Source organism: Galbitalea sp. SE-J8 (assembly GCF_030345695.1).
GTDB lineage: Bacteria > Actinomycetota > Actinomycetes > Actinomycetales > Microbacteriaceae > JAUASV01.
In genome coordinates, this window is sequence record NZ_JAUASV010000001.1 from 89,427 (window position 1) to 110,604 (window position 21,178).

Consider the following 21,178-nt stretch of genomic DNA (forward strand, 5'->3'; position numbering starts at 1 on the left):
GCGGGCCGGCCGGAAGTATTGAGTTGTGACTGCGCGATGAGAGTGGCCCGAGTGTGCGGCGGGCCGCTGCGGGAGGGTGCGCCGGCGACGAAGTCGCAAGCGTGCCCTCCCGCCGGAAAGCTCAGACGCGGCGACGCTTCGGGGGACGGCATCCGTTGTGCGCCTGCGGCGTCACGTCGTTGATGCTGCCGACCTCGAGGCCCGCGGCCTGGAGCGAGCGGATCGCGGTCTCGCGACCCGAGCCCGGGCCCTTGACGAAGACGTCGACCTTCTTCATGCCGTGCTCCTGCGCCTGGCGCGCAGCGGACTCGGCCGCGAGCTGCGCGGCGAACGGGGTCGACTTGCGGGAGCCCTTGAAGCCGACGGCTCCGGACGAGGCCCAGCTGACCACCGCACCCGACGGGTCGGTGATCGAGACGATCGTGTTGTTGAACGTCGACTTGATGTGGGCCTGGCCCACGGCGATGTTCTTCTTCTCCTTGCGGCGCGGCTTGCGCGCGGCGGAGGCCTTCGGTGCTGCCATGTTCGATCTCTCCTAAACCTGTGACGGCGCGCTTACTTGCGGCCGGCCTTCTTCTTGCCGGCGACGGTGCGCTTCGGGCCCTTGCGGGTGCGCGCGTTCGTCTTGGTGCGCTGACCGTGCACGGGCAGGCCACGGCGGTGACGGATGCCCTGGTAGCTGCCGATCTCGACCTTGCGGCGGATGTCGGCGGCGACCTCGCGGCGCAGGTCGCCCTCGACCTTGTACTGACCCTCGATGTGGTCGCGCAGCGCGAGCAGCTGGTCGTCCGTGAGGTCCTTGACGCGGATGTCACCGCTGATGCCGGTGGCCGCGAGCGTCTCGAGCGCACGCGTGCGCCCGACGCCGTAGATGTAGGTCAGTGCGACCTCGACGCGCTTCTCACGCGGAATGTCGACTCCTGCGAGTCTCGCCATGGTGGCTTCTCCTGGGGGTGGTGTGGGAGGTCTGGACGGCGACGGTGCCGGGGCCTCCCGCCCCGGGTGTCACCGGCATCCGCTCGCGCGGTGCCGGATCCTGTCGCCGTTCTTATCTATTGAGTTGTTGCTCTATTGAGTTGTTGCGCAGGTCTCGTGACGCGGCGCTCGCTTCGCTCGCGGCGCTCCTCGACCTTGAACCTTCGGGTGAGCCTTGCTTCGCAAGCCTCACCCTTTGGTTCAACCCTGGCGCTGCTTGTGACGCGGGTTCGACGAGCAGATCACCATGACGCGACCGTTGCGGCGGATGACGCGGCACTTGTCGCAGATGGGCTTGACGCTGGGGTTGACCTTCATTGCTGTTCCTTGTTCGCTGTCTTCGCGCCCGTTGCCGGGAGCGTTACTTCTCAGCGGGGCTCACTTGTAGCGGTAGACGATGCGGCCACGGGTCAGGTCGTAGGGCGAGAGCTCCACGACCACGCGGTCCTCCGGAAGGATGCGGATGTAGTTCTGCCGCATCTTGCCCGAGATGTGGGCGAGGACCTTGTGTCCGTTGGTGAGCTCGACGCGGAACATCGCGTTCGGCAGCGCCTCGATCACCGATCCCTCGATCTCGATGACTCCGTCTTTCTTGGCCATATCCTCAATCGTTCGCCGGTGCGCTGCATGCGCAGACGCCCCGTGTTACAGGTGTGTGCCCGCTGGTCTGCGGTGGATGACGGTGGTGCCGGCGGACGGATCCGCCGGCGTCCAGGCACGGCTCGACCAGGCCCGAAACACCAAAGGTCGATCTTACGTGAATCCCGGGCGTTTCGCCAGCCGGGTGCTATACGGCGATCCGCGACGGCACGATGCCGAACGGCGCGAGCCCGGCAGCGCCGCCGTCGGGAGCCGTGAGCACCCAGATCCCGCCGTCGTGCACGGCGACCGAGTGCTCCCAGTGCGCGGCGTCGCCGCCGTCGTCGGTGAGCACCGTCCAGTCGTCGGACGCCACGTGGGTCTCGTTCGAGCCGGTGACGACCATCGGCTCGATCGCGACGACGAGGCCGGGCCGCACCGCGGGACCGGCGCCGCGCACGCGGTAGTTGAACACCGGCGGCTCCTCGTGCATCGCGCGGCCGATGCCGTGGCCGATGTAGTCCTCGATGACGCCGAACTCGCCGGCGCCCGCGATGGCGTCCTCGATCGGCCCGCCGATCTCGTTGAGGGTCGTCGCGCTCGCGAGCGCGGCGATGCCGGTCCACAGCGCCCGCTCGCACGCGTCGGAGAGCCGCCGCCGGGCGGCGACGAGCGCGGGCCGCGACGGGTCGGGCACGACGACCGTGAGGGCGGCGTCGCCGTTCCAGCCGCCGACCTCGGCGCCGCTGTCGATCGAGACGATGTCGCCCGGCTCGATCACCCGATCGCCCGGCACGCCGTGCACGACCGCGTCGTTGACCGACGCGCAGATGGTGTGCCGGTAACCGGGCTCCTTCGAGAAGTTCGGCGTCCCGCCCGCCGCGCGGATCACCCGTTCGGCCACGGCATCCAGCTCGAGCGTCGTGACCCCGGGCCGGATGGCGTCCCGCACCGCCGCGAGCGAGGCGGCCGTCACGAGTCCCGGCTCGATCATCGCCGCGAGCTCGGCGGGCGACTTGTAGATGCGCGGACGGCGTCCGATCACGACGGCTGCTCGGCCGGACCGGATCAGGCGGCGACGCCGCGGGCCTCGAGGGCCTCGGCGATCCGCTCGCTCACGGCCGCCACGGAGCCGAACGCGTCGACGCGCGCGACGATGCCGCGCTTCGCGTAGGTCGCGATGAGCGGCGCCGTCTCCTTCGCGTACAGCTGCTGGCGATGACGGATGGTGTCCTCGGTGTCGTCGGTGCGGCCCTGCTCGTGCGCGCGCCTGAGCAGCCGCTGCACGACCTCGTCCTCGTCGACCACGAGCTCGATCACGGCGTCGAGCCCGAAGCCGTCGACGGCGAGGCGCTCGTCGAGGAACTCGAGCTGTCCGATCGTGCGCGGGTAGCCGTCGAGCAGGAAGCCGTGCTCGACGTCGGGCTGCGCGAGCCGGTCGGCCACGAGCTCGTTCGTGAGCTCGTTCGGCACGAAGTCGCCGGCATCCATGATCGCCTTGACCTTGAGGCCCAGCTCGGTCTCGTTGCGCACGTTCTCGCGGAAGATGTCGCCGGTCGCGATCGCCGGAACGCCGTAGTGCTCGCTGATGCGCACCGACTGGGTGCCCTTGCCCGACCCGGGCGGGCCGACGATGAGCAGGCGGGCGCCGCGCTGAGCCAGGGTCATCGCAGCAGCCCCTCGTAGTGCCGCTGCTGCAGCTGCGAGTCGATCTGCTTCACGGTCTCGAGGCCGACGCCGACGATGATGAGGATCGAGGCGCCGCCGAACGGGAAGTTCTGGTTCGCGTTGACGAGCGAGAGCGCGACGAGCGGCACGAGCGCGATCAGGCCGAGGTAGATCGAGCCGGGCAGCGTGACGCGGGTGAGCACGTAGTCGAGGTACTCCGCCGTCGGGCGTCCCGCGCGGATGCCCGGGATGAAGCCGCCGTACTTCTTCATGTTGTCCGCGACCTCCTCCGGGTTGAAGGTGATCGCCACGTAGAAGTAGGTGAACCCGACGATGAGGATGAAGTAGATGATCATGTAGAGCGGGTGGTCGCCCTTGGTGAGCGTGTCGTTGATCCACGTCACCCAGGCCGCGGGCGCCTGGCCGGCCGGCGGCTGGTTGAACTGAGCGATGAGCGCGGGCAGGTACAGCAGCGACGACGCGAAGATGACGGGCACGACGCCGGCCATGTTCACCTTGATCGGGATGTAGGTGTTGTTGCCGCCGAACGTGCGGCGGCCCACCATCCGCTTCGCGTACTGCACGGGGATGCGGCGCTGCGACTGCTCGACGAACACCACGAGGCCGACGATCACGATGCCGACGATGATGACGAGGAAGAACGTCTCCCAGCCCCGGGCCGACTTGATCGACCAGAGCGAGCCGGGGAACTGCGCAGCGATCGACGTGAAGATGAGCAGCGACATGCCGTTGCCGATGCCGCGCTCGGTGATGAGCTCGCCCATCCACATGATGAGGCCGGTGCCGGCCGTCATGGTGATGACCATGAGCACGATCGCGTACCAGGACTCGTCGGTGATGAGCGAGGAGCACGCGGTGCTGCCGGTGGACGACGGGAACAGGTTGCCCGAGCGCGCGACCGTGATGAGCGTCGTGGACTGGAGCACGCCGAGCGCGATCGTCAGGTACCGCGTGTACTGCGTGAGCTTGGCCTGGCCCGCCTGGCCCTCCTTGTAGAGGGTGTCGAAGTGCGGGATGACCACGCGCAGCAGCTGCACGATGATCGACGACGTGATGTAGGGCATGATGCCCAGCGCGAACACGCTCAGCTGCAGCAGCGCGCCGCCGCTGAACAGGTTGACGAGCTCGTAGAGCCCGGATGCGTTCGCGTTGTCCGAGAGGCACTGCTGCACGTTCTGGAAGTCTACGAACGGCGCGGGGATGAACGATCCGAGACGGAACAGGGCCACGATTCCGAGCGTGAACCCGAGCTTGCGACGAAGGTCGGGCGTGCGGAAGATCCGCGCGACGGCTCTGAACACGAGTCCTCCAGTGCTGTTGGGCGAGCGCAGGGCCACTGCGGCGCAGAGTGGTTCTGCGCGAGTCGAGCGGAGCCCGGATCTCCCGGGACTCCGCTCGTCTACGCTCTATCGCCGACCGGCGAGGTCGGCAGCGCGCGTGAGCGCGCCGTTGTTACTTTACCGATCCGCCCGCGGCGACGATCTTCTGCTCCGCGGAGCCGGAGACCTTGTCGACCGCGACGGTCAGCTTGACCGAGATGTCGCCGGTGCCGAGCACCTTGACCTTCTCGTTCTTGCGCACGGCGCCCTTCGCGACGAGGTCGCTCACCGTGACGTCCCCGCCCTGCGGGTAGAGCTCGGCGAGGCGGTCCAGGTTCACGACCTGGTACTCGACCCGGAACGGGTTCTTGAAGCCGCGGAGCTTCGGGGCGCGCATCACGAAGTTGATGTTGCCGCCCTCGAACCCGGGACGAACCGAGTAGCGCGCCTTGGTGCCCTTGGTGCCGCGACCGGCGGTCTTGCCCTTCGAGCCCTCACCGCGGCCGACGCGCGTGCGGTCCTTCTTCGCGCCGGCGGCCGGGCGCAGGTGGTGCACCTTGAGCACGCCGGGACGCGCGACGACGTCCTCGGACTTCTTCGCGGCCGGAGCCTTGGCAGCGGACGCCTTCGCGGCCGGAGCCTTCGCAGCCGGAGCCGTGGCGGCAGCATCCGCCGCGGGCTTGTCTGCCTTCGGCGCGGCAGCCTTGGGCGCGGCAGCCTTGGGCGCAGCGGCCTTGGGCGCAGCGGCCTTCTTGGCGGCCGGCGCCTTCTTCGGAGCGGCCTCGACCGCTTCGGTGTTCTTCTCGTCAGACATCAGTCAATCTCCTCGACCTTCACGAGGTGGGCGACCGTGCGCACGTAGCCACGGGTCTGCTTGTCGTCCTCGCGAACCACCACGTCGCCGATGCGCTTGAGCCCGAGGCTGCGCAGCGTGTCGCGCTGGTTCTGCTTCTCACTGATCTTCGACTTGATCTGGGTCACCTTCAGCCGGGCGGCCATCAGACACCTGCCTTCTCGGTCGCGGCCGCGCGCGCCTCGGCCTGCGCACGCAGGAGGCGGGCCGGGGCGACCTGGTCCAGGTCCAGACCACGGCGGGCGGCGACGGCGCTCGGCTCCTCGAGCTGCTTGAGCGCCTCCACCGTCGCGTGGACGATGTTGATCGTGTTCGACGAGCCGAGCGACTTGCTCAGCACGTCGTGGATGCCGGCGCACTCGAGCACGGCGCGCACCGGACCACCGGCGATGACACCGGTACCGGCGGATGCCGGACGCAGCAGCACGACGCCGGCCGCGGCCTCACCCTGCACGGGGTGCGGGATGGTGACGCCGACGCGGGGGACGCGGAAGAAGTTCTTCTTCGCCTCCTCGACGCCCTTCGAGATCGCCGTCGGCACCTCGCGGGCCTTGCCGTAGCCGACGCCCACGAGTCCGTTGCCGTCGCCGACGATCACGAGCGCGGTGAAGCTGAAGCGACGACCGCCCTTCACGACCTTCGACACGCGGTTGATCGTGACGACGCGCTCCAGGAACTGGCTCTTCTCGCCGTCACGGTTGTTGCGGTCGCGGTTGGGGTTGCGCTCGCGGCTGCCACGGCGCGCCTCGCGGGGCTCGCTCGTGGTGTCCGTCGCCGGCGCATCCGTCGTCGTCGCGGTTGCCTCGGCCACCGGGGTCTCCTTGTTCACGTTGGATGACGCAGTGTCGCTCACAGTGCCAGTCCTCCCTCGCGGGCGCCGTCCGCCACAGCGGCGACGCGGCCCGCGTACTTGCTTCCGCCGCGGTCGAAGACCACGGCCTCGATGCCCGCGCTCCTGGCGCGCTCGGCGACGAGCTCGCCGACACGGTGCGCCTTCGCGGTCTTGTCACCGTCGAACTCGCGGAGGTCCGCCTCGAGGGTCGACGCCGACGCGACGGTGTGACCCTTCGAGTCGTCGACGACCTGCACGAAGACGTGGCGCGCGCTTCTCGTGACGACGAGACGCGGACGCGACTCGGTGCCGACGATCTTCTTGCGCAGACGGGCGTGACGGCGGGCCTTGGCGGCCTGCTTGCTCTTGCCTCGTGTACCCAGAGCCATGATCACTTACCACTCTTTCCGGCCTTGCGGCGGACGTTCTCTCCCGCGTAGCGCACGCCCTTGCCCTTGTACGGCTCGGGCTTGCGCAGCTTGCGGATGTTGGCGGCCACCTCGCCGACGGCCTGCTTCGAGATGCCGTTGACGGTGACCTTGTTGTTGCCCTCGACCGTGAACGAGATGCCCTCGGGCGCCTCGACGGTGATCGGGTGCGAGTAGCCGAGCGCGAACTCGAGCGCGGTGCCCTTGGCGGCGACGCGGTAACCCGTGCCGACGACCTCGAGCCCCTTGGTGTAGCCCTGGGTGACGCCGACGATGTCGTTGGCGATGAGGGTGCGCGTGAGGCCGTGCAGCGAGCGCGAGGCGCGCTCGTCGTCCGGGCGGGTCACGAGCACCTGGCCCTCGTCGAGCTTCACCTCGATGGGGCTGGCGACGACGAGCGAGAGCTCGCCCTTCGGGCCCGTGACGGTGACGGCGGAGCCGTCGATCTTCACGTCGACACCCGCGGGGATGTCGATCGGGAGCCTACCGATTCGAGACATGACTGATCACCACACGTAGGCGAGGACTTCCCCACCCACGCCCTTCTGAGTCGCCTGGCGGTCCGTGAGGAGCCCCGAGGAGGTGGACAGGATGGCGACGCCGAGTCCGCCGAGCACGTGCGGGATCTCGGTCGACTTCGCGTACACGCGCAGGCCGGGCTTCGACACGCGCTTGAGGCCGGCGATCGACCGCTCGCGGTTCGGGCCGTACTTCAGCGAGATCGTGAGCGTCTGGCCGACGCGGGCATCCTCGATCTTCCAGTCGGAGATGTAGCCCTCCGCCTTGAGGATGTCGGCGATGTGCGTCTTGAGCTTGCTCGAGGGCAGCGACACGGTGTCGTGGTACGCCGAGTTGGCGTTGCGAACGCGCGTGAGCAGGTCCGCGACCGGGTCTGTCATGGTCATGACGGTTGATTCCTTTTCTCGGCCGGTTTCGGCATCCCCCAGCTCCTCAAGAGCACGGACGGGATGTCGACCTCGTCGATCGGTGGCAGCGGGTGCTGCCGGGGGGTGGTCAGTCGTTCGCCTTGAAGGGGAAGCCGAGCGCGCGCAGCAGGGCGCGACCCTCGTCATCCGTCTTCGCGGTGGTGACGACGGTGATGTCGAAACCGCGGACGCGGTCGATCTTGTCCTGGTCGATCTCGTGGAAGATCGACTGCTCCTGCACGCCGAACGTGTAGTTGCCGTTGCCGTCGAACTGCTTGTCCGACAGGCCGCGGAAGTCACGGATGCGGGGCAGGGCGAGCGAGAGCAGGCGGTCGAGGAACTCCCACGCGCGGTCGCCGCGGAGGGTGACGTGCGCGCCGATCGCCTGGCCCTCACGCAGCTTGAACTGCGCGATGGACTTGCGGGCGAGCGTGACCTGCGGCTTCTGACCCGTGATCGCGATGAGGTCCTTGACGGCCCCCTCGATGATCTTCGAGTCGCGCGCGGCCTCGCCGACACCCGTGTTCACGACGATCTTCGTGAGTCCCGGGATCTGGTGCACGTTGCCGTAGGAGAACTGCTCCTTGAGCGCCGGGGCGATCTCGGCCTTGTACTTCTGCTTGAGGCGCGGCTGGCCGGCTCTTGTGGAAGAGGCGGTGCCAGACGCGGGCGCAGTGATGGTCATTACAGGTCCTTACCTGACTTCTTGGCGTAGCGGACGCGGGTCGTCTTGGTGACGCCGTCCTTCTCCACCGACTCGACGCGGAAGCCGACGCGGGTGGGCTTCTTGGTCTCGGGGTCGATGAGCGCGACGTTCGACACGTGGATCGGAGCCTCGTGCGTCTCGATGCCGCCGGTCTTGGTGCCGCGCTGCGTCTGGCCGACGCGCACGTGCTTCGTGACGAAGTTGACGCCCTCGACGATCACGCGGTCGCCGAGCACCTCGATGACGCGACCCTGCTTGCCACGGCTGCCGCCGCGCTCGGGGGTCGGGCCCGAGATCACCTGCACGGTGTCGCCCTTACGGATGTTGGCCATGACTCAGATCACCTCCGGTGCGAGCGAGACGATCTTCATGAACTTCTTGTCGCGGAGCTCACGACCGACCGGACCGAAGATGCGCGTGCCGCGCGGGTCGCCGTCGTTCTTGAGGATGACGGCGGCGTTCTCGTCGAACTTGATGTACGAACCGTCCTGACGACGGGTCTGCTTGACGGTGCGGACGATGACGGCCTTGACCACATCGCCCTTCTTGACGTTGCCGCCCGGGATCGCGTCCTTGACGGTCGCGACGATGACGTCGCCGAGACCGGCGTAGCGACGGCCGGAGCCGCCGAGCACGCGGATGGTGAGCAGCTCCTTGGCGCCGGTGTTGTCGGCGACCTTGAGGCGGGATTCCTGCTGGATCATGGCTTACTTCGCCTTCTCGAGGATCTCGACCAGGCGCCAGCGCTTCGTGGCGCTCAGCGGACGGGTCTCGTTGATGATCACGAGGTCGCCGATGCCGGCCGAGTTCGTCTCGTCGTGCGCCTTGACCTTCGAGGTGCGGCGGATGACCTTGCCGTACAGCGGGTGCTTCACGCGGTCCTCGACCTCGACGACGATCGTCTTGTCCATCTTGTCGCTCGTCACGTACCCGCGGCGCGCCTTGCGGTAACCGCGGACGACCTCGGCCGTCTCCGCGGCCGTCTCAGTTGCCTTCGCCATGCTCAGGCCTCCTTCGTGGTGTCGTCAGCAGCATCCGTGGCCGGAGCCTCGGCTGCCTTCTTGGTGGTCCGCTTCGCGGCGGCCTTGGGGGCCGGCGTCTCGACGGGCGCCGGGGTGGCGCGGATGCCGAGCTCGCGCTCGCGGAGCACGGTGTAGATGCGCGCGATGTCGCGCTTCACGGCGCGGATGCGGCCGTGGCTCTCGAGCTGGCCGGTCGCCGACTGGAAGCGGAGGTTGAAGAGCTCCTCCTTGGCCTTCTTCAGTTCGTCGACGAGGCGGCTGTCCTCGAACGTGTCGAGCTCTGCGGTGGCGAGCTCCTTGGTGCCGATCGCCATTACGCGTCGCCCTCCTCGCGCTTGATGATGCGTGCCTTGAGAGGCAGCTTGTGAATGGCTCGCGTGAGCGCCTCGCGCGCGAGCGTCTCGTTGACGCCCGCGACCTCGAAGAGCACGCGGCCCGGCTTGACGTTCGCGACCCACCACTCCGGCGAGCCCTTGCCGGAACCCATGCGGGTCTCGGCGGGCTTCTTGGTGAGGGGGCGGTCGGGGTAGATGTTGATCCACACCTTGCCGCCGCGCTTGATGTGACGCGTCATGGCGATACGCGCGGCCTCGATCTGGCGGTTCGTGACATACGCGGGCGTGATCGCCTGGATGCCGAACTCGCCGAACACGACCTGCGTGCCACCGGTCGCCTGGCCGGAACGGCCGGGGTGGTGCTGCTTGCGGTGCTTGACCTTACGGGGGATGAGCATGTCTTACGCCTCCGCTCCTGCTGCGACCGGCGCGTCGGCACGGGGGCCGCGACGACGGTCACCGCCGCGCTCGGGGCGCGACGACTTCTGGCTGGCCTGCTCGCGAGCGAGCTCCTTGTTGGTGATGTCGCCCTTGTAGATCCAGACCTTCACACCGATGCGGCCGAACGTCGTCTTGGCCTCGTAGAAGCCGTAGTCGATGTTGGCGCGGAGCGTGTGCAGCGGCACCCGGCCCTCGCGGTAGAACTCGGAGCGGCTCATCTCCGCGCCGCCGAGGCGGCCGGAGACCTGGATGCGCACGCCCTTGGCGCCGGCGCGCTGCGCGCCCTGCAGGCCCTTCTTCATGGCGCGACGGAACGCGACACGGGCGGAGAGCTGCTCGGCGATGCCCTGCGCGACGAGCTGGGCCTCGGCCTCGGGGTTCTTCACCTCGAGGATGTTGAGCTGGATCTGCTTGCCGGTGAGCTTCTCGAGGTCGGCGCGGATGCGCTCGGCCTCGGCGCCGCGGCGGCCGATCACGATGCCCGGGCGCGCCGTGTGGATGTCCACGCGGATGCGGTCGCGGGTGCGCTCGATCTCGATCTTGGCGACGCCGGCGCGGTCGAGGCTCTTGGTGAGCATCGAGCGGATCTTGACGTCCTCGGCCACGTAGTCGGCGTAGCGCTGACCGGGCTTCGTCGAGTCGGCGAACCAGCGCGACACGTGGTCGGTGGTGATACCGAGACGGAAGCCGTACGGATTGACCTTCTGTCCCATGGTTACTTCCCTGCCTTCGCCACGTCGGGCGTGGCCAGCTTGATCGTGATGTGGCTCGTGCGCTTCAGGATCTGGAACGCGCGGCCCTGCGCACGCGGCTGGAAGCGCTTGAGCGTGGTGCCCTCGTCGACGAACGCCTCGGAGACGACCAGGTCCTGCTCGTCGAGGTACTCGTTCGAGGCATCCGCCTTGACCCGCGCGTTGGCGATCGCCGACGCGACGAGCTTGTAGACCGGCTCGCTGGCCGACTGCTGCGCGAACTTCAGGATCGCGAGCGCCTCGGTGGCCTGCTTGCCGCGGATCAGGTTCACGACGCGACGGGCCTTGGTGGGGGTGACGCGAATGTGCTTCACGCGAGCGATGGACTCAACCATGTCTCTCTCCTCCTCTCCATCGCCGCCTTAGCGGCGACGACCCTTCTTGTCGTCCTTCTCGTGGCCGCGGAAGGTGCGGGTCGGCGAGAACTCGCCGAGCTTGTGGCCCACCATCGACTCGGTCACGAAGACCGGGATGTGCTTGCGGCCGTCGTGCACCGCGATCGTGTGGCCGAGCATGGCCGGCACGATCATCGAGCGACGCGACCACGTCTTGATGACGGGCTTACTTTTGGACTCGTTCGCCGTCACGACCTTGCGGAGCAGGTGGTCGTCGACGAAGGGGCCCTTCTTGAGACTGCGAGGCATCTTCTTCGGCTCCTACTACTTGCGCTTCTTGCCGGCGTTGCGGCGACGGACGATGAGCTTGTCGCTCGGGAGGTTGCGCTTGCGAGTGCGACCCTCCTTCTGACCCCACGGGCTGACCGGGTTGCGACCACCGGAGGTCTTGCCCTCACCACCACCGTGCGGGTGGTCGACCGGGTTCATCGCGACACCGCGGACCGTCGGCCGCACGCCCTTCCAGCGCATGCGGCCGGCCTTGCCCCAGTTGATGTTCGACTGCTCGGCGTTGCCGACCTCGCCGATCGTCGCGCGGTTGCGCACGTCGACGTTGCGGACCTCGCCCGACGGCAGCCGAAGCTGCGCATAGGGGCCGTCCTTCGCGACGAGACGCACGCTGGCGCCGGCCGAGCGGGCGAGCTTGGCACCGCCGCCGGGACGGAGCTCGATCGCGTGCACCACGGTGCCGACCGGGATGTTCTTGAGCGGCAGGTTGTTGCCCGGCTTGATGTCGGCGCTCGGACCGCTCTCGACGACGTCGCCCTGCTGCAGCTTGTTCGGCGCGAGGATGTAGCGCTTCGTGCCGTCCACGTAGTGCAGCAGCGCGATGCGCGCGGTGCGGTTGGGGTCGTACTCGATGTGCGCGACCTTGGCGTTGACGCCGTCCTTGTCGTTGCGCTTGAAGTCGATCACGCGGTACTGGCGCTTGTGGCCACCACCGATGTGCCGCGTCGTGATGCGGCCGGCGTTGTTGCGGCCACCGGTCTTCGGCAGCGGGCGCAGGAGCGACTTCTCGGGCGTCGAGCGCGTGATCTCCGCGAAGTCGGCGACCGACGAACCGCGACGACCGGGGGTCGTGGGCTTGTAGTTGCGAATAGCCATGGTGTGTTCTCCGAGGTCTTAGCCGACAGCCGTGAAGATGTCGATCGAGCCGGACTTGAGCGTGACGATGGCGCGCTTGATGTCCTTGCGCTTGCCGATGCCGAAACGCGTGCGGCGGGTCTTGCCCGGGCGGTTGAGGGTGTTCACCGAGCTGACCTTGACGTCGAAGATCTTCTCGATGGCGAGCTTGATCTCGGTCTTGTTCGCGCGGGGGTCCACGTTGAACGTGTACTTGCCCTCGTCGATCAGGTTGTAGCTCTTCTCCGAGACGACCGGCGAGATGATGATGTCGCGCGGGTCCTTGAAGTTCGTGGTCACAGTCGTCGTGGTCACGCCTCGACCTCCTTCTTCGTGGCCGTCTTCGCGGCGACGAAGCTGTCGAACGCCGCCTTCGTGAAGACGATGTCGTCGCTCCTGAGCACGTCGTACGCGTTGAGCTGGTCGGCCCACAGCGTGTGCAGGCCCTGGATGTTGCGGACGCTCTTCGCGCCGACCACGTCACCGCGGTCGAGCACGACGAGCACGTTCCTGCCCTGGACGCCGGAGAGCACGGCGGCCGCGGCCTTCGTCGACGGCACCTCGGTGCCGAAGGACTCGACGATCGTGAGACGCTCGCCGCGCGCGCGGTCGGAGATGGCGCCGAGCAGGGCAGCGGCGATCATCTTCTTCGGGGTGCGCTGCGAGTAGTCGCGCGGCGTCGGGCCGTGCACGACGCCACCGCCGCGGTGCTCCGGTGCACGCACCGAGCCCTGACGGCTGCGGCCGGTGCCCTTCTGCTTGAACGGCTTGCGGCCGGCGCCGGCCACCTCGCCACGGTTCTTGGTCTTGTGCGTGCCCTGGCGCGCTGCGGCGAGCTGGGCGACGACGACCTGGTGGATGAGGGGGACGTTGGTCTGAACGTCGAACACCGTGGCGGGCAGGTCGACCGAACCGGTCTTCTTGCCCGTGGTGTCGACGACGTCGAGCTTGTTGGAGTCAGCCTTCGACTGAACAGCTGCCATGGTCAGGCTCCCTTCACGGCGTTGCGGACGAAGACGATGCGGCCGCGGGCGCCGGGGACGGCACCCTTGACGAGGAGGAGACCCTTCTCGACGTCGACCGAGTGGACGCGCAGGTTGAGCACGGTGACGCGGTCGCCACCCATGCGGCCCGCCATGCGCATGCCCTTGAAGACCCGGCTGGGGGTCGAGGATGCGCCGATCGAGCCCGGCTTGCGGTGGTTGCGGTGCGAACCGTGGCTCGCGGACACGCCCTTGAAGTTGTGGCGCTTCATGACGCCCGCGAAGCCCTTGCCCTTGCTCGTGCCGACGACGTCGACGAGCTGGCCGGCCTCGAAGGCGTCGACCGAGAGCTCCTGGCCGAGCGAGTACTCCGCGGCATCCGCGGTGCGCACCTCGGTGAGGTGACGGCGCGGGGTGACGCCGGCGGCCTCGAAGTGGCCGGCGGCCGGCTTGTTCGCCTTGCGGGGGTCGATCTGACCGGCGGCGATCTGGACGGCCTCGTAGCCGTCCTTCTCCGCGGTGCGGATCTGGGTCACGACGTTCGGCGCGATCTCGATGACCGTGACGGGGATGAGCTTGTTCTGCTCATCCCAGACCTGCGTCATGCCGAGCTTGGTGCCGAGGAGGCCCTTTGTGGTCTTGGTGATAGCCATACGAGGTCGCCTCCTTACAGCTTGATCTCGATGTTGACGTCCGCCGGCAGGTCGAGACGCATGAGGGAGTCGACCGCCTTGGGGGTGGGGTCGATGATGTCGATCAGACGCTTGTGGGTGCGCTTCTCGAAGTGCTCCCGGCTGTCCTTGTACTTGTGGGGAGAACGGATCACGACGACCACGTTCTTCTCCGTGGGAAGCGGCACCGGGCCGACGACCTGGGCGCCCGCTCGGGTCACCGTGTCGACGATCTTGCGGGCCGACGTGTCGATGACCTCGTGGTCGTACGACTTCAGTCGGATGCGGATCTTCTGTCCCGCCATGTCTGACTCTCTTCCTTCTCGCATCACGGGCTCTCGCCCGGCGGATGCATCGGCAGCCGAGCACTTCTGCTCGCGCGCACCACTGTTTATCTGTCAATCACCGTCACGATCCACGGCGCGTGTCCGCGCCGATCCCGGTCCGTCCGGGCACACGGGTGTCCTCGGATGGAATCGGGGGATCGATTGAAGCTGGGTTCTGCTCCCCGCGGCCTAGCCATCCGGACTTCTGTCCGCTGCTATGCACTGCCCTGGGAGTGATCCGCCCACGAGGGGCGAAGTATTGAACCCCGAAAGTCTGCCACAGCCGGGCATTGCGTGCAACCCGGGCGTGTCGCGCCCGGGAACGAGCGGGTATCGTGTCTGAGCGTGCCAGCGGAGAGTGACTGACGGTGTCGTCGGAGAGGTCGGAGTACCGCGAGGAGATCGCTGCGATGGGCGTCGCTCTCCGGCTCGCGCGGCGGCGTCAGGGCCTCAGCGTGCAGGCGCTCAGTGCCAAGTCGGACGTCAGCTTCGGGCTCATCAGCCAGCTCGAGCGCGGCATGGGCAACCCGTCGTTCGTGTCGCTGCAGCGGCTCGCCGAGGCCCTCGAGGTGCCGCTGCCGAAGCTCGTCAGCGGGGTCGCGAACCAGGACGCGCTCGTCGTGCGGCGGTCGGAGCGCCGGCTGCTGCCGTTCAGCCGGGACGAGCCGGAGTCGCGGCAGGTCGTGCGCGAGCTCGTCACGCCGGCCAACCAGAGCGTGCTGCAGGTGATCCGCAGCACCGTTCCGCCGGGCTTCTCGAACGAGGGTCGCGCCTTCCGGCACATCGGCATGGAGTGCGTCGTGGTGGAGAGCGGCTCGCTCGTGGTCGTGCACGGCGATCGGCGGGTCGAGCTCGGGGTCGGCGACTCGATGACCTACGAGTGCTCGGTCCCGCACTGGTGGGCCAACACGACGGATGCGCCGGCCGTCGTGCTCGGCGCGGTCACCCCGTTCGAGATCTGAGCGTCGCGACCTCGGCCCGCGCCCGCGCGCGGCCCTCGATGTCGGCGGGCGCGAGGGCGAGCAGCCGGTCGATCTCGCTCAGCGGGTCGGCCGAGTGGTCGGCGCGCACGTCGACGTCGAGATCGCTGTCCGGCCCGCCCCCGCCCGCCGCGGCCAGCAGCGCGGCGCTCTGCGGTCCCCGGCGATCGCCGCCGGCGGCCTCCCCGGCGCGGAGCGCACCGACCGCGGCCGCGGCGAGGTCGAGCGCCGAGCGCACGCCGCCCAGGGCGCCGTCGATGCTGCCGGCCATCGCGTCGAGCACGGCCCCGCCCGCGAGCAGGTTGCCGATCGCGATCCAGCCGGGTCCGAGCAGCTGGCCCGCCCATCCGCTGCAGCGCTCTCCGGTCGTGGCGGCACCCGCGCCGTCCGCACCGAGCACGGCCAGCTGACGGAACGCGATCGCCGCGTCCCGGCGGCGCATCGCCTCGATCGCGTCGCTCGGCCCGGGCCCGCGGGCGAGCTCGTCGAGCAGCGCCGAGCGCAGCGCGCGGTTGGTGTACGCCTGCGACGCGGCGGCGCCCACGCCCGGGACGAGGGCGGGCACCGCGTTGCCGACGGCGAGCGAGTAGCTCGCCGTGGCGATCGCGAGCGCACCCGAGTGCGCTGCCAAGACCGTGAGTGTCACCCGATGCATCCCCGTTCGGCTCTCATGTGACGATCGTGTTTCCAAACCGCGCCGACGCTTGCCGACTCGCTCGAGTCAATCACATACTGATCGAATCATCATTAACTTGATCGTTGGAGGCAGACGATGAAACACCGACTTCCCCTCGCGGTGGGGGCACTGGCCACCGCGCTCGCGCTCGCCCTCACCGGCTGTTCCGCCGGCACCGGCGTCGACGTGCCGAGCGGCGGCCACACGATCCTGCGCGCGGCCATCGCCGGCGAGCCGGACCAGCTCGACCCGCAGAAGACGAGCTCGTACTTCTCGTTCGAGGTGCTCGAGAACGTCTTCGACACCCTCGTCGAGCCCGACGAGAACCTCGAGATGCAGCCCGCGCTCGCGACCTCGTGGGACCTCAGCGACGACCAGCTGGTCTGGACCTTCCACCTGCGCTCGGGCGTGACGTTCCAGGACGGCACCCCGTTCACGGCGGCCGACGTCGTGTACTCCTACGACCGCATCATCGACGACAAGCTCGCCAACTCCTGGCGCTTCAGCACGGTGACGGATGTCACGGCCGTCGACGACTCGACGGTCACCATCACCGTGAGCGCTCCGACGCCGAACCTGCTGTCGAGCATCGGCGGCTTCAAGGGCATGGCGATCGTCGAGAAGGCCAACGTCGAGAGCGGCGACATCGCGACGAAGCCCATCGGCACCGGCCCGTTCGCCCTCGCGTCCTACACGCCCGGCGACTCGATCGAGCTCACCGCGAACCCGCACTACTGGGGCGGGGCGCCGAAGATCGACGGGATCGACTACACGTTCGTGTCCGAGGGCAGCACGGCCATCGCCGCCCTCAAGGCCGGCGAGATCGACTGGACGGACTCCATCCCGGCGCAGCAGCTCGACAGCCTGAAGTCCGACGACTCGCTGACCGTCGGCACCACGCCGAGCAACGACTACTGGTACCTCGCCATGAACGAGAAGCGCGCGCCGTACGACGACGTGCGCGTGCGGCAGGCGATCGCCTACGCGGTCGACCGGGATGCCATCGCCCAGGTGGCGGCTTACGGCACGGCGACCGTGAACGAGCTCGCGATCCCGAAGGGGAGCGCGTGGTACACGAAGTACGACACGTACTCCACCGACATCGACAAGGCGAGATCGCTGCTCGCCGCGGCCGGGGTCGGGCCGTTCACGATGGACCTGCTCGTCTCATCCGACTACCCGGAGACCGTCTCGGCGGCCCAGCTGATCGCCGACGAGCTGCAGCCGCTCGGCATCACCGTGAAGATCCGCACCCTCGACTTCGCGAGCTGGCTCGACGAGCAGGACTCCGGTCACTTCGACATGCTCATGATGGGCTGGCTCGGCAACATCGACCCCGACGACTTCTACTACTCGCAGCATCACACCGGGGGCGGGAGCAACGCCCAGGGCTACTCGAACCCCGAGGTCGACAAGCTGCTCGACGCCGGACGCACCGAGACCGACGTCGACGCGCGCAAGAAGATCTACGCCCAGGCGGCGACGATCATCGCCGACGACGTCAGCTACCTGTACCTCTACAACCCCTCGGTCATCCAGGCCTACTCGACGAAGCTCTCCGGCTACGTCGTGCGCGGCGACCGCGCGGTGCGGTTCCGCGACGTGAGCCTGGGCTGAGACGTGAGCCTGGGCTGGGACGGACGGCGAGAGAACGGATGACGATGACGGCGAGAACCCCCACCCTGCGCTTCGTGGCGAGCAGGCTGCTCTACACGGCGGTCGTGCTGCTGGGGGTTCTCGTCGTCGTCTTCGCGCTCATCCACCTCGTGCCCGGCGACCCCGTGCGCATCGCGCTCGGCACCCGGTACTCGCCGGAGACCTACCAGGCGCTGCGCCACGCGTCGGGGCTCGACCGCCCGATCGCCGCCCAGTTCCTCTCCTATCTCGGCGGCGCCGTCACGGGCGACCTCGGGGTGAGCTTCCGCAACGGGCAGCCGGTGACGCTCATCCTGCTCGACCGGCTGCCCGCGACGCTCTCGCTCGCCGGGGTGGGCGTCGTCATCGCGCTCGTCATCGCGCTGCCGCTCGGCACCCTCGCCGCACTGCGCGAGGGGCGCGCGGTGGACGGCGCCATCCGCGTCGTCAGCCAGTTCGGCGTCTCGGTCCCCGACTTCTGGATCGGGATGCTGCTCATCACCCTGTTCTCGGCGGTGCTCGGACTGCTGCCCTCGTCCGGCTACGTGCCGATCGTGGAGGATCCCGTGCAGTGGCTGCGGCGGGTGACCCTGCCGGCGCTGACCATCGGGCTCGTCGCCGGCTCGATCATGACCCGGTACGTGCGCGCGGCCGTGATCGACGTGGCGAGCTCCGGCTACGTGCGCACGGCCGAGTCGAAGGGGCTCGGCCGCGCCGTCGTCGTCGGCCGCCACATCGGCCGCAACGCGCTCGTGCCCGTGCTCACCATCACGGGCATCCAGCTCGCGACGATGCTCGGCGGCGTCATCGTCGTCGAGGTCGTCTTCGCCTGGCCGGGGCTCGGCCGGCTCATGTACGACTCCGTCGCCTCGCGCGACTACCCCGTCATCCAGGGCGCCGTGCTGATGATCGCCGCGCTGTTCCTCGCGATCAACCTCATCGTCGACATCCTGTACTCCGTCATCGACCCGAGGATCCGGCTGTCATGAGCGAACTCCCATCCGCAGCGATCGACGAGCGGATGCCGCGGCCCGCCCCCGGCACGGGCCGCGGCGTCATCCGTCTGCTCGTCCGCACGCCGCTGAGCGCCGCGGGCCTCGCCGTGCTGCTCGCGCTCGTGCTCGTCGCGGCGCTCGGTCCGGTCATCGCGCCCTACGGGGTCAACGCGACGGACGTGCTCGGCGCCCTCCGGCCGCCGAGCCCCGCGCACTGGTTCGGCACCGACGACCTGGGGCGCGACATCCTGTCCCGCGTCATGCTGGCCGCCCGGGTGTCGCTGCAGGTCGCGGTCGTGAGCGTCGCCTTCGCGCTCGTCGTGGGCACGGCCGTCGGCCTGATCTCGGGCTACCTCGGCGGCTGGGTCGACACCGTGCTGATGCGCGCCGTCGACGTGATGTTCGCCTTCCCGGTGCTGCTGCTCGCCCTCGCGATCGTCGCGATCCTCGGACCCGGCCTCACGACCGCGATGCTCGCGATCGGCGTCGTGTACACGCCGATCTTCGCGCGTGTGACCCGGGCGAGCACGCTGAGCGTCACCGAGGAGCCCTACGTGAAGGCCTCGCAGGCGATGGGCACGCGACGCTCCCGCATCCTGGTGCGCCACATCCTGCCGAACATCAGCGGGCCGATCATCGTGCAGACCTCGCTCTCGCTCGCGTTCGCGATCCTGTCCGAGGCCGCCCTGTCCTTCCTCGGGCTCGGCGTGCAGCCGCCGCAGCCCTCGTGGGGACGGATGCTGTTCGACGCGCAGGGCTTCCTCGGCTCGGCCTGGTGGATGAGCGTGTTCCCCGGTGCGGCCATCTTCGTCACCGTGCTCGCCTTCAACCTGGTCGGCGACGGCCTGCGCGATGCGCTCGACCCGCGTCACCGCACCCGGATGGGCCGAACCGCCCGCAGCGGGTCGAGGGGGTCCCGATGACCGGCCGGCCGGTGCTGTCCGTGCGCGACCTGCGCGTGTCGATCGGGTCGCGGCCGATCGTGCGCGGCATCTCGTTCGATGTCGACGCCGGAGAGACGGTCGGCGTCGTCGGCGAGTCGGGCAGCGGCAAGTCGATGACGGTGCTCTCGGCGACCGGGCTGTTCCGCGCCGCCGGCGCGCAGGTCACCGGCTCCTCGGCGCTGCTCGGCACCGAGCTCGTCGGGGCGAGCCGCCGCACCCTGCGGGCCGTGCACGGCGATCGGGTCGGCTTCGTCTTCCAGGACCCCGCCACCTCGCTCAATCCGCTGCTGACGATCGAGCAGCAGCTCGTCGAGGGCCCGCGCACGCACCGGGGGCTCACCCCTCGGGCCGCGCGGCGTCGCGCCCTCGAGCTGCTCGAGGCCGTCGGCATCCGGGAGCCGGAGCGCCGGCTCGCCGCGTACCCCCACCAGCTCTCCGGCGGGCAGAAGCAGCGGGTGATGATCGCGATCGCGATCGCGTGCGACCCGACGCTGCTCGTCGCGGACGAGCCCACGACCGCGCTCGACGTCACGACCCAGGCCCAGATCATCGACCTCGTGGCGGCGACGCAGGAGCGCACGGGCATGGCCGTCGTCTGGATCAGCCACGACCTCGGCGTGATCGGGCAGGTCGCCGACCGGGTGAGCGTGCTGCAGCACGGCGAGGCGGTCGAGCAGGCCGGCGTGCACGAGGTGTTCGACGCGCCGCGGCACGAGTACACGCGCACGCTGCTCGCCGCGCGGCCCGTGCTCGGGCGCGATCAGCGCCGGCCGATCGCGCCCGACGCCGACCGCGTGCTGAGCGTCGCCGACCTCGACGTGCGCTTCCGGGTGGCCTCCCCCGGCGGGCGGCACACCGTGCGGGCCGTGTCGGGCGTCTCGTTCGAGGTGCGCCGGGGCGAGACGCTCGGCATCGTCGGGGAGTCGGGCTCGGGCAAGTCGACCGTGGCGAACGCCCTGACCGGGCTCGCCCGGGTGAACGCGGGACGCGTCACCCTCCGCGACGCCGACGTGCTCGCCGCGACCGGGGCGCGGGCGCGCGGCATCCGTCGCTCCCTCGCCATGGTGTTCCAGGATCCGTTCTCGGCGCTCGATCCGCGGATGAGGGTCGAGGCCGCGATCGCCGAGCCGCTCGTCGAGCACCGGCTCGTCGCCGATGGCGCCGCCCGGACGCGGCGGGTGCGCGAGCTGCTCGAGCTCGTCGCGCTGCCCGCGGAGTTCGCCGCGCGCTACCCGCACGAGCTCTCGGGCGGACAGCGTCAGCGCGTGTGCATCGCCCGGGCGCTCGCGTGCGAGCCCGAGCTCGTCATCTTCGACGAGTCCACCGCGTCGCTCGACGTCTCCATCCAGGCACGGGTGATCGAGCTGCTCATCGAGCTGCAGGAACGGCTCGGCACGGCGTACCTGTTCATCGGCCACGACCTCGCGGTCGTCGAGCGGATGAGCCACCGCATCGCCGTGATGCGCAACGGGGAGATCGTGGAGAGCGCGCCGAGCGCCGAGCTCTACCGGAGCCCGCGCACCGACTACACGCGCCGGCTCATCGCCGCGATCCCGCCGGAGCGGCCCGCCTGATCTCGGCGGCCCGCCGGATC

General features: G+C 69.2%; 33 protein-coding genes. 5 read left to right on the forward strand and 28 right to left on the reverse strand.

What is annotated here, in order from left to right; all coding sequences use genetic code 11:
• Positions 1-121 precede the first annotated feature (121 nt).
• The 27 genes from rpsK to rpsJ form a co-directional block, all read right to left on the reverse strand.
• Positions 122-523: a 30S ribosomal protein S11 gene (gene rpsK / locus QT381_RS00410; RefSeq protein WP_289246602.1), complete on the reverse strand. Its 402-nt coding sequence runs from the start codon at positions 521-523 to the stop codon at positions 122-124.
• A gap of 32 nt (positions 524-555) precedes the next feature.
• Positions 556-936, reverse strand: a complete 381-nt coding sequence (gene rpsM / locus QT381_RS00415; protein ID WP_289246604.1) for a 30S ribosomal protein S13 — start codon at positions 934-936, stop codon at positions 556-558.
• A gap of 240 nt (positions 937-1,176) precedes the next feature.
• Positions 1,177-1,293 (reverse strand): 50S ribosomal protein L36, encoded by a 117-nt coding sequence (rpmJ, locus tag QT381_RS00420; RefSeq protein WP_289246606.1) that lies wholly within the window; start codon positions 1,291-1,293, stop codon positions 1,177-1,179.
• A gap of 60 nt (positions 1,294-1,353) precedes the next feature.
• Positions 1,354-1,575, reverse strand: coding sequence for a translation initiation factor IF-1 (gene infA, locus QT381_RS00425; protein ID WP_289246607.1), 222 nt, complete (start codon positions 1,573-1,575; stop codon positions 1,354-1,356).
• A gap of 187 nt (positions 1,576-1,762) precedes the next feature.
• Positions 1,763-2,596: a type I methionyl aminopeptidase gene (map, locus tag QT381_RS00430; protein WP_502877404.1), complete on the reverse strand. Its 834-nt coding sequence runs from the start codon at positions 2,594-2,596 to the stop codon at positions 1,763-1,765.
• Positions 2,597-2,622: 26 nt separating this feature from the next.
• Positions 2,623-3,222, reverse strand: a complete 600-nt coding sequence (locus tag QT381_RS00435; RefSeq protein WP_289246609.1) for an adenylate kinase — start codon at positions 3,220-3,222, stop codon at positions 2,623-2,625.
• Positions 3,219-4,544 carry a preprotein translocase subunit SecY gene (secY, locus tag QT381_RS00440; protein ID WP_289246610.1) on the reverse strand — a complete coding sequence of 442 codons (1,326 nt, stop codon included), beginning with the start codon at positions 4,542-4,544 and terminating at the stop codon, positions 3,219-3,221. Before secY ends, QT381_RS00435 begins: the two co-directional genes overlap by 4 nt.
• Before the next feature lie 151 nt (positions 4,545-4,695).
• Positions 4,696-5,376, reverse strand: coding sequence for a 50S ribosomal protein L15 (gene rplO, locus QT381_RS00445; protein ID WP_289246611.1), 681 nt, complete (start codon positions 5,374-5,376; stop codon positions 4,696-4,698).
• Positions 5,376-5,561 (reverse strand): 50S ribosomal protein L30, encoded by a 186-nt coding sequence (gene rpmD, locus QT381_RS00450; protein WP_289246613.1) that lies wholly within the window; start codon positions 5,559-5,561, stop codon positions 5,376-5,378. The genes rplO and rpmD overlap by 1 nt, the downstream gene beginning before the upstream one ends.
• On the reverse strand, positions 5,561-6,226 hold the full coding sequence (gene rpsE / locus QT381_RS00455) for a 30S ribosomal protein S5 (RefSeq protein ID WP_289246614.1): 666 nt from the start codon (positions 6,224-6,226) through the stop codon (positions 5,561-5,563). Before rpsE ends, rpmD begins: the two co-directional genes overlap by 1 nt.
• Positions 6,227-6,264: 38 nt before the next feature.
• A complete protein-coding gene (gene rplR, locus QT381_RS00460; RefSeq protein WP_289246615.1) occupies positions 6,265-6,636 on the reverse strand; it encodes a 50S ribosomal protein L18 in 372 nt (123 codons plus the stop codon).
• Positions 6,637-6,638: 2 nt separating this feature from the next.
• On the reverse strand, positions 6,639-7,175 hold the full coding sequence (rplF, locus tag QT381_RS00465; protein WP_289246616.1) for a 50S ribosomal protein L6: 537 nt from the start codon (positions 7,173-7,175) through the stop codon (positions 6,639-6,641).
• Between the two features lie 6 nt (positions 7,176-7,181).
• Positions 7,182-7,580, reverse strand: a complete 399-nt coding sequence (rpsH, locus tag QT381_RS00470) for a 30S ribosomal protein S8 (RefSeq protein WP_289246617.1) — start codon at positions 7,578-7,580, stop codon at positions 7,182-7,184.
• Between the two features lie 109 nt (positions 7,581-7,689).
• Complete coding sequence (gene rplE, locus QT381_RS00475) at positions 7,690-8,286, reverse strand: 50S ribosomal protein L5 (RefSeq protein ID WP_289246618.1); 597 nt, start codon at positions 8,284-8,286, stop codon at positions 7,690-7,692.
• Positions 8,286-8,639: a 50S ribosomal protein L24 gene (rplX, locus tag QT381_RS00480; protein ID WP_289246619.1), complete on the reverse strand. Its 354-nt coding sequence runs from the start codon at positions 8,637-8,639 to the stop codon at positions 8,286-8,288. The genes rplE and rplX overlap by 1 nt, the downstream gene beginning before the upstream one ends.
• A gap of 3 nt (positions 8,640-8,642) precedes the next feature.
• A complete protein-coding gene (gene rplN / locus QT381_RS00485; protein ID WP_289246620.1) occupies positions 8,643-9,011 on the reverse strand; it encodes a 50S ribosomal protein L14 in 369 nt (122 codons plus the stop codon).
• Between the two features lie 3 nt (positions 9,012-9,014).
• Positions 9,015-9,308 (reverse strand): 30S ribosomal protein S17, encoded by a 294-nt coding sequence (gene rpsQ / locus QT381_RS00490; RefSeq protein ID WP_289246621.1) that lies wholly within the window; start codon positions 9,306-9,308, stop codon positions 9,015-9,017.
• 2 nt (positions 9,309-9,310) lie between these two features.
• Positions 9,311-9,643: a 50S ribosomal protein L29 gene (rpmC, locus tag QT381_RS00495; RefSeq protein ID WP_289246622.1), complete on the reverse strand. Its 333-nt coding sequence runs from the start codon at positions 9,641-9,643 to the stop codon at positions 9,311-9,313.
• Entirely contained in the window at positions 9,643-10,062 is a 420-nt protein-coding gene (gene rplP, locus QT381_RS00500) for a 50S ribosomal protein L16 (RefSeq protein ID WP_289246623.1), read from the reverse strand. Before rplP ends, rpmC begins: the two co-directional genes overlap by 1 nt.
• Positions 10,063-10,065: 3 nt before the next feature.
• Positions 10,066-10,818, reverse strand: coding sequence for a 30S ribosomal protein S3 (gene rpsC, locus QT381_RS00505; RefSeq protein ID WP_289246624.1), 753 nt, complete (start codon positions 10,816-10,818; stop codon positions 10,066-10,068).
• Between the two features lie 2 nt (positions 10,819-10,820).
• On the reverse strand, positions 10,821-11,192 hold the full coding sequence (gene rplV, locus QT381_RS00510) for a 50S ribosomal protein L22 (protein WP_289246625.1): 372 nt from the start codon (positions 11,190-11,192) through the stop codon (positions 10,821-10,823).
• A gap of 27 nt (positions 11,193-11,219) precedes the next feature.
• Positions 11,220-11,501 (reverse strand): 30S ribosomal protein S19, encoded by a 282-nt coding sequence (gene rpsS / locus QT381_RS00515; RefSeq protein WP_289246626.1) that lies wholly within the window; start codon positions 11,499-11,501, stop codon positions 11,220-11,222.
• 15 nt (positions 11,502-11,516) lie between these two features.
• A complete protein-coding gene (gene rplB, locus QT381_RS00520; RefSeq protein WP_289246627.1) occupies positions 11,517-12,356 on the reverse strand; it encodes a 50S ribosomal protein L2 in 840 nt (279 codons plus the stop codon).
• 18 nt (positions 12,357-12,374) lie between these two features.
• Positions 12,375-12,674 carry a 50S ribosomal protein L23 gene (rplW, locus tag QT381_RS00525; RefSeq protein WP_289246857.1) on the reverse strand — a complete coding sequence of 100 codons (300 nt, stop codon included), beginning with the start codon at positions 12,672-12,674 and terminating at the stop codon, positions 12,375-12,377.
• Between the two features lie 11 nt (positions 12,675-12,685).
• On the reverse strand, positions 12,686-13,357 hold the full coding sequence (gene rplD, locus QT381_RS00530; RefSeq protein WP_289246628.1) for a 50S ribosomal protein L4: 672 nt from the start codon (positions 13,355-13,357) through the stop codon (positions 12,686-12,688).
• Positions 13,358-13,359: 2 nt separating this feature from the next.
• On the reverse strand, positions 13,360-14,010 hold the full coding sequence (rplC, locus tag QT381_RS00535; RefSeq protein WP_289246629.1) for a 50S ribosomal protein L3: 651 nt from the start codon (positions 14,008-14,010) through the stop codon (positions 13,360-13,362).
• Between the two features lie 14 nt (positions 14,011-14,024).
• Entirely contained in the window at positions 14,025-14,333 is a 309-nt protein-coding gene (gene rpsJ / locus QT381_RS00540; protein WP_289246631.1) for a 30S ribosomal protein S10, read from the reverse strand.
• Positions 14,334-14,722: 389 nt separating this feature from the next.
• Between rpsJ and QT381_RS00545 the strand changes: the two genes are divergently transcribed.
• Positions 14,723-15,316, forward strand: coding sequence for a helix-turn-helix domain-containing protein (locus QT381_RS00545; RefSeq protein WP_289246632.1), 594 nt, complete (start codon positions 14,723-14,725; stop codon positions 15,314-15,316).
• Here QT381_RS00545 and QT381_RS00550 read toward each other — a convergent pair.
• The gene (locus QT381_RS00550) at positions 15,297-15,980 is read right to left on the reverse strand and encodes a DUF1028 domain-containing protein (RefSeq protein ID WP_289246633.1); all 684 of its coding nucleotides are present in this window, start codon (positions 15,978-15,980) and stop codon (positions 15,297-15,299) included. The two genes, QT381_RS00545 and QT381_RS00550, sit on opposite strands and share 20 nt — an antisense overlap.
• A gap of 126 nt (positions 15,981-16,106) precedes the next feature.
• Between QT381_RS00550 and QT381_RS00555 the strand changes: the two genes are divergently transcribed.
• The 4 genes from QT381_RS00555 to QT381_RS00570 are packed head-to-tail and all read left to right on the forward strand — an operon-like array spanning position 16,107 to position 21,158.
• The gene (locus QT381_RS00555; protein WP_289246634.1) at positions 16,107-17,627 is read left to right on the forward strand and encodes an ABC transporter substrate-binding protein; all 1,521 of its coding nucleotides are present in this window, start codon (positions 16,107-16,109) and stop codon (positions 17,625-17,627) included.
• Positions 17,628-17,671: 44 nt separating this feature from the next.
• Positions 17,672-18,634: an ABC transporter permease gene (locus QT381_RS00560; protein WP_289246635.1), complete on the forward strand. Its 963-nt coding sequence runs from the start codon at positions 17,672-17,674 to the stop codon at positions 18,632-18,634.
• Positions 18,631-19,563, forward strand: a complete 933-nt coding sequence (locus tag QT381_RS00565) for an ABC transporter permease (protein WP_289246636.1) — start codon at positions 18,631-18,633, stop codon at positions 19,561-19,563. The genes QT381_RS00560 and QT381_RS00565 overlap by 4 nt, the downstream gene beginning before the upstream one ends.
• Positions 19,560-21,158 (forward strand): ABC transporter ATP-binding protein, encoded by a 1,599-nt coding sequence (locus tag QT381_RS00570; protein ID WP_289246638.1) that lies wholly within the window; start codon positions 19,560-19,562, stop codon positions 21,156-21,158. The genes QT381_RS00565 and QT381_RS00570 overlap by 4 nt, the downstream gene beginning before the upstream one ends.
• The last annotated feature ends 20 nt before the right edge of the window (positions 21,159-21,178 follow it).